Source organism: Pinirhizobacter sp. (genome assembly GCF_035317885.1).
In the GTDB taxonomy this organism is placed as follows: domain Bacteria; phylum Pseudomonadota; class Gammaproteobacteria; order Xanthomonadales; family Rhodanobacteraceae; genus Pinirhizobacter.
Genome location: NZ_DATHFX010000374.1, coordinates 1 through 6026, shown reverse-complemented (window position 1 = coordinate 6026; position 6026 = coordinate 1). Strand labels below are relative to the sequence as shown.

The window sequence follows — 6026 nt, the reverse complement described above, 5'->3', positions numbered from 1 at the left end:
CCTCGATTCCCTGGCGGACCTTGATTACGCCAATTTCGAAGTGCTGGTGATCGACAACAACACCAAGAACCCGGATGTCTGGAAGCCGGTGCAGGACTACTGCGAGAAACTCGGTGAGCGGTTCCGCTTCTTCCACCTGGAACCGTGGCCCGGCTACAAGGCCGGCGCGCTGAACTTCGGCCTGACCGAAACCGACCCCCGCGCCGACGTGGTGGCCGTGATCGATGCCGACTATGCGGTTCGCGCCGATTGGCTGTCCAGCCTCACTGGCTACTTCCACGATCCGAAAGTAGCCGTGGTGCAGTGCCCGCAGGCCCACCGCGAGTTCGAGAACAACACTTTCCGCCGCATGACCGCATGGGAATACGACGGCTTCTTCCGCATCGGCATGCACCACCGCAACGAGCGCAACGCCATCATCCAGCACGGCACCATGACCATGGTGCGGCGCTCGGCGCTGGAAGGCACCGGCGGCTGGTCGGAATGGACGATCTGCGAGGATGCCGAGCTCGGCCTGCGGCTGATGCACGCTGGCTACGAACTGATCTACGTCGACGAATTGATGGGCAAGGGCCTTACCCCCGCCGACTTCAAGGCCTATAAGAGCCAGCGCTACCGCTGGGCTTTCGGCGCCATGCAGATCCTCAAGGGACGCTGGCACTGGATGACACGCCGCGGTCCGCTGTCGGCCGGCCAGCGTTTCCATTTCCTCACCGGGTGGTTCAGCTGGTTCGCCGATGCGCTGCACCTGATGTTCACCCTGATGGCCATTTTCTGGACCGCGGGCATGGTCGCCTTCCCGCAATATTTCAACCTGCCGATGCAGTTGTTCCTGATCCCGGTGATCGGATTCTTCTTCGCCAAGGCGATTTTTGGCTTCACGCTTTACCGAGCGCGCGTGCCTTGCGGCTGGCGCGACACCCTGATGGCGTCGCTGGCCAGCATGAGCCTTTCCCATGCCATCGCCCGCGGCATCATCCACGGCCTGACACGCAAGAAGACGGCGTTCATCGTTACCGCGAAGAGCCGCCGCCTGGGCGAATCCAGCTTTGCCGCGTTCACCCCCGTGCGCGAGGAAATGCTCATGGTGTTCGGGTTGGCCCTGGCCGTGACCGGCATGGCCAAGGCCTTCGGCACGGCATACTTTGAGAGCATCCTGTGGATGTTCATCCTGTCTGCATCCGCCATCCCTTATGTTTCAGCCACGGTTGGTGCATGGATCGCGCACAAGTCAGGCGACGCTGCAGGCTGAGATTAATTGCATGGAATAAGGAAGGCGGGCACGGTACCGTTAACGATGCCCGCCTCAGGTCGGCGCCAAGGAGAGAAGACCTAGCAACATGCGCCGCACCATCCGCCCCTTTTGCCTCGCCGCCGCGCTGCTGCTGTTGCCCGCCTGGGCCCACGCGGCAGTGCGACTGGTGGTGGACGGCGTCGACGATACGCTCAAGCCCGCCGTGATCAACGCGGTGGCACTGAGCCAGTACACAAGCCGCGACGTCACCGCGGCCCAGGTGCGGCGTCTTTATGAACAAGCCCCCGACCAGGTCCGTGAAGGATTGAAGCCCTACGGCTACTACGAGGCGGAAGTCACCGGCGACATCGCGCAGGAAGGCAACAACTGGCGCGTCACCTTGCACGTGAAAGCTAATACCCCGGTAAAAATCACCGAGGTGAATGTAAGCATCGACGATACGGTCGCCAGGCTGCCACGCATCCGCGGCGCCGTCACGGGGGTGAAGAACCTGAAGGGCCAGGTGATGGACGATGGTGTCTATGAAGGCGCCCGCGACCGCGTCGGCGCCATGCTTACCTCCAGCGGTTACCTTGATGCCCGGCTCACCAGGCACACGGTGGAAATTACCCGCGCCGAGCACGCTGCCGTGATCACCCTCGCCTGGGAAACCGGCCAGCGCTATCGCATTGGCCACATCGCCTTCAAAGGCTCGCAGTTCCGCGATGGTTTCCTCGACCGCTACCTGCCCTTCCACGAAGGCGATTATTTCTCGCAGGACCAACTTCTGCAGTTGCAGCAGGCCCTGAACGGCGCGGATTATTTCTCCGTGGTGAACGTGATGCCCGATATCGACAACGCGAAGAACGGCGAGGTCAACGTCAATGTCGAACTGGCGCCGGCGCCGCGCACCATCTACACCGGCGGCCCCTTCATCGGCACCGATACGGGCGTGGGTCTTCGCGGCGGCATCGAGAAGCGCTGGGTGAACGACCGCGGCCACAAGTGGAAGAACGAGATCGTGGCGGCGCAACGCCTGAAAACGCTCACCTCGCTCTATACCATCCCGATGCCCGGCCCCGACCAGCGCAGCTTCAACTTCGGCGCCACCTTCCGCGACGCCGATACCACCACCTCCACCGCGCACACGCTCGAGCTCGTGGCCAATGAAACCAAGCTCTGGCACGGCTGGACGCGGGTGATCGGCGTGCACGCGCTCACCGGTACCTTCACCGTGGGCAAGAAGGGTGGCGAGACGGATAACACCATCGGCATCGAGCATGGCCGCAGCACGTTGCTTTACCCGGAAATCTCGCTGTCGCGAAAATCCGGCGACAACCCCATTTTCGTGCGGCGTGGCTGGTCGGTAACGCTCACCGCGCGCAGCACCGTGGGCACGGTGCTTTCCAGTACCAGCTTCACCCAGTTCCTGGCCGACGGGAAGTGGATCCGCAGCTTCGCCGGCAACAATCGCTGGATCGTCCGCGGTACAGCCGGCTATACCACGACCAAGGACTTCAGCGATCTGCCGCCGCAGCTGCGCTTCTTCGCCGGCGGCGACCGCTCGGTGCGTGGCTATGGCTTCGAAAGCTTAGGTCCCCGCAACGATTTCGACCGCGTCATCGGCGGCAAGAACCTGTTGGTGGCTAGCAACGAAGTGGAACACTACTTCACCAGGAACTGGGGCATGGCGGCCTTCGTCGACGCCGGCAACGCATTCTCAGGCACCGATATCCGCCCGGCGATCGGCGCGGGCCTGGGCGTGCGATGGCTTTCCCCCGTGGGCATGATCCGCGTGGACGTGGGCACGCCCATCCGCAACGACCGCGAGCACGGCATCCAGCTGCACGTGGTGATCGGGCCCGACCTATGACCGATACCGTCGCCCGCGCCCCCTTGCCACGCCGCCGTCGCTGGTGGCGCTTCGCCTTGTTCGCGCTGGGCATGCTGCTGGTGTTGGTGGCTGCCTTCGCCTGGTGGCTGCTGGGTACGACGTCCGGGCTTTCCTTCGCGCTGGCACGTGCACAGGGCTTCACTGCTGGCGCCCTGCAGGTGGGCCAGGCCGATGGCCGCCTGCTGGGTCCGCTGACACTCACCAACGTCCGCTACGACGATGGCAAGGGCACGCAAGTCACCGTGGGCAGCATCGAAGTCGACTACGCTTTCCGCGCCCTGCTCGGCCGAACGGTGCACGTACGCCGCCTTGACGTGGAAGACGTATCGGTATCGCTGCCCGCACCACAACCGGACACCGAAGCCCCGGCGCCGTTCTCGCTGGAGCCGCCCGTGGTGATGCAGGTGGACCAGGCACACGTGGGCAAGGTCACCATCGTCCAGGAGGGCAAGCCGCTCTTCGCCTCCGACACGCTCGACCTCGCCGCGTCATGGACGAAGAAAGGCATCGAAGTACACCAGCTCGTCCTTCGCGCGCCCGACGGCCAGGCCGACCTTGCCGGCACCCTGGCCGTTGGCAAGGGTTATCGCGGCGATGGCCAGGCCAAGGTGTCCTGGCAGGTGGGCGATACGCGCTACGCCGGCAAGGTCGTGGCGCACAGCGATGGTGCGAAGGCAAAGCTTTCCATCAGCGTTACCGAGCCGACGCTCGCCCAGGTGGACATGGACCTTGTGCAGTCGGGCGACTATGCGTGGACGGCGAAGATCGACGCGCCGCGGTTCGATCCCAAGCCATTGCTGGGGGAAAGTTCACTCACCGCGCTGGGCCTGCACGTGCAGGGCAGCGGCAATCGCTACGGCGCGAACCTCACCGGCGACGCCGACGTCAACGAGTACCACCTGCGCCTCACGCCCCTGCGCGCGCACTTCGACCAGAACTACAAAACACTCACCCTCGAGCAACTGAACCTCGCCACCGACCGCTTCAAGGGCGCGCTGCAGGCGTCGGGCACGGTGGATCTTGGCGCGAGCCCCGTGTCCGCCAACCTCATCCTGGCCTGGACCAACCTTCTGCTCCCGGCCGATCTCGCCGGCCAGGAACTGGCCTCGCAGGGCAAGGTCATCGCGCGCGGCAGTGCCGATGCCTTCCATGTGGAAGGCGCGGTGGATGTCGGTCCGCCCGGCAAGCTTGCCAAGCTCGCGCTCAACATCGACGGCACGCCCCAGCGCATCGCACTCAACGCGTTCACTGTGCTGCAAGCGAAGGGGAAACTGGACGCCACCGGCACGCTTACCCTGCAACCGGAACTGGCGTGGAAGCTCGAGGCCAAAGCGGAGCATTTCGACCCCGGCCAGCTGGCCGCGGGCTACGACGGCTCGCTCGATTTCGACCTGGGCACCGAGGGCGTGCTTGCCAAGGCCGGGCCGCACGGCACGCTCGACCTTCGCAAACTCACCGGCACCGTGCGCAAGCGCGAAGTGGGCGGCAGCGGCGAACTCACTCTCAAACCCAACCGCGTGGTCAACGGCAAGCTGCAGCTCAATTCCGGCAACAGCACCGTCGGCATCGACGCGCGGGGCGACGCGGCCAATGATGCCGACGTACGCCTGGCCATCGCATCACTCGGCGATTGGCTGCCCGACGCCGGCGGCAAGGTCGATGGCCGTTTCAACGTCAAGGGGCTTTGGCCGAAGCTTAGCGTCGACGGCACGCTCAACGGCCAGGCCGTGGTGTATGCCGGGCAGAAGATCCAGCGACTGATGGTTGAAGCCCACGTGCCTGATGTCACCACTCCGGGTGGCAAGCTCAACGTGGTGGCCAACGGTGTGTCCGCCGAGGGATTGGCTTTCGACAGCGTGCGCGTGGACGCCGGCGGCAATGCGCAACGCCACGACCTTCATGTGGTGGCGCACGGGCAGCCCCTCTCCACCGAGGTGGCCTTGAATGGTTCGCTGCAGGGCAAACACTGGAGCGGCAGCCTTGCCACGCTGGATCTCGATTTCGCCGGCATGCCGCGCTGGCGCCTGGCGCGACCGGCAGCACTGGACTTCAATGACGGCGCGGCAAGCCTTGGCGAAGCCTGCCTCACCGCGGGCGATCCTTCCCTGTGCGTTTCCGCCAAGCAAGACAAGCCCGGCAACCTCGATGCGAGCTACAGGCTTCGCCAGGTGCCGCTGGCCCTGCTGATGAGCTTGGCGGGCAATGCCAACATGCCGATCCGCGCCGAGGGCATGCTCGAGGGCGATGGCGCCATCCGGCGCAGCGCCGCGGGCGCCTTGAGCGGCCAGGCCGACATCCGCTCGGCGCATGGTTCGGTGGCCTATAACGACCACCCGGACCAGCCCCTGGTGACCTACGACGGCCTCACCGCCTCCGCCCAGCTTTCGCCGGCAACGCAGCACCTGGTCGTGGCCGCTACGCTCGACAAGGGCGGCAGGCTGCAAGGCAATGTCACGGTGAGCGGTGCGCAACAGGCGCTGTCTGGCCAGCTGGGCATCGACCTCACCGATCTTGGTGTGATCGAACTCTTCACCTCCGAGCTTGCCGACGCCAAGGGCCGCTTGCACGGGAATTTCCAGCTGGGCGGCACCGTGGCCAAGCCCGCCGTCACCGGCCAGGCGGCCCTGGAAAATTTCTCCGGCGAAGTGCCATCCGCCGGCCTGAAGCTTTCGCAAGGGCGCCTCACCCTTTCCACCACCGATGCGCAGGTTTTCCGTATCGACGGCGGCGTGCACTCGGGCAAGGGCGAGCTCACCATCGCAGGCTCCGCGGGGATCGGCACAGGCACCGGGACCACGCTTGCGATCACCGGCAGCCAGTTCACCGCGGTGGACATTCCCGCCGCACAGGTAGTGATCTCGCCGGCGCTCACCGTCAAGCAAAACAAGCAAGGCATCG

Annotated in this window: 3 protein-coding genes; all 3 read left to right on the top strand. The window is 65.1% G+C overall.

The window, feature by feature from the left end:
* The coding region (locus tag VK519_RS12320) for a glycosyltransferase family 2 protein (RefSeq protein WP_324350169.1) at nt 1-1252 on the top strand (1252 nt) is incomplete at its 5' end.
* A gap of 88 nt (nt 1253-1340) precedes the next feature.
* Nucleotides 1341-3107, top strand: coding sequence for an autotransporter assembly complex protein TamA (locus tag VK519_RS12315; protein ID WP_324350167.1), 1767 nt, complete (start codon nt 1341-1343; stop codon nt 3105-3107).
* Nucleotides 3104-6026 (top strand): translocation/assembly module TamB domain-containing protein (locus tag VK519_RS12310; RefSeq protein WP_324350166.1); only part of this gene is annotated, 2923 nt, incomplete at its 3' end. The genes VK519_RS12315 and VK519_RS12310, both read left to right, overlap by 4 nt.